General features: G+C 31.3%; 1 protein-coding gene. It reads right to left on the bottom strand.

Going from position 1 to position 1,186, the window contains the following annotated elements; all coding sequences use genetic code 11:
• Positions 1-264: 264 nt before the first annotated feature.
• On the bottom strand, positions 265-645 hold the full coding sequence (locus FC87_RS06630; RefSeq protein ID WP_082619241.1) for a DUF1516 family protein: 381 nt from the start codon (positions 643-645) through the stop codon (positions 265-267).
• Positions 646-1,186 lie beyond the last annotated feature (541 nt).

The raw sequence follows: 1,186 nt of genomic DNA, 5'->3' as shown, positions 1-1,186 counted from the left end.
TATCAAAATTCATTTGCTTATCTCCATTGACGTAGCAACTCTCATCAATCTCACCCATCGGATTATGATCGATATTAGAATAATCAATCGTAATAATTTTATCCCTATGAAAGCTTTTTAATATTAGTATAATCCCAAGCGCGCACAGAGAAAATTAGGCAACTGTCACCGATCTGATATCAGTAACAAGCTGCCTAATGCGGTAAATATTTACTTTAAGATTGTAGAATCACATTATTCAGCGCTGTTCATTTTTTGTTTGAGCTAACCAAACTGAGCTGAACCGTAAGCAATGTCGTAGATCCCTACAATTAAAAGCAAAAAGAACGTTAAATAAATCCACCACTTACTAAAACGTTTATGAAGGTGCAAGGCAAAGGCCATTTCAATTAACGCAATCAAAAGCAAGATTACTAATATTTTCAGTTCAAATGCACGTAGTAGCAGGTCGTTATGAAGATACCCAACAATCAGCAATAAATCAGAACCCATAACAATTAAATAAAAAAGACGTGCTACCGTCATGCTTTTATTACTCAAACTGGATTGCTTACAGAGCAATGCTACCAAAACAGCGACAATTAAAGCTAACCAACTAATTAAATCAATTAAATTGATTAAATAAATCCAATTAATTAACATCATCTTACTCCCAATAATAAATATAAATAACTTTAAGCTTATTTTACCATTTTTGTAATTCCATTATTAAATACTGCAAAGGTTAATTTGAGTTAAAAATTTAAAATCGATTGCTTCGTTAGACGACTCGAAATACTTCTAATGGAGTCGGAGAATTAAAGCTTTTCTGGGATGATTAGTTCTGCGACTAGCACTATTTGGACAAAGGCATCAGTTAAATTAGCAAGAGCTAGCTTACGGCTGACCCCATTTTGACGTAAAAGACCATTATTTCACTTAATTTTCATTGTTTAGAGTTACTCACATATCAAAGTAATTAGACGTTTTAAAAACCAAAGTCTAACAGCTTAAATAATAAAGTTAACTAGATGGCTTATTATTATATTTATATTTATTAATTAAATAATATAGATTATAATAATATTAAAAAGCGTTCATGGGGATAAAATTATTACGATTGATTATGCTAATATCGATCATAATCCAATGGGCGGAATTGATGTTGGCGGCTATGTCAATGGAGATAAGCAAATGAATTTTGATA

Origin of the sequence: Fructilactobacillus florum DSM 22689 = JCM 16035 (assembly GCF_001436645.1) — a bacterium.
In the GTDB taxonomy this organism is placed as follows: domain Bacteria; phylum Bacillota; class Bacilli; order Lactobacillales; family Lactobacillaceae; genus Fructilactobacillus; species Fructilactobacillus florum.
This window is presented reverse-complemented; position numbering and strand designations above follow the sequence as displayed.

Excerpts from the sequence above, each read along its gene's own strand:
- FC87_RS06630 (WP_082619241.1), bottom strand. The coding sequence starts at position 645 with ATGATGTTAATTAATTGGATTTATTTAATCAATTTAATTGATTTAATT.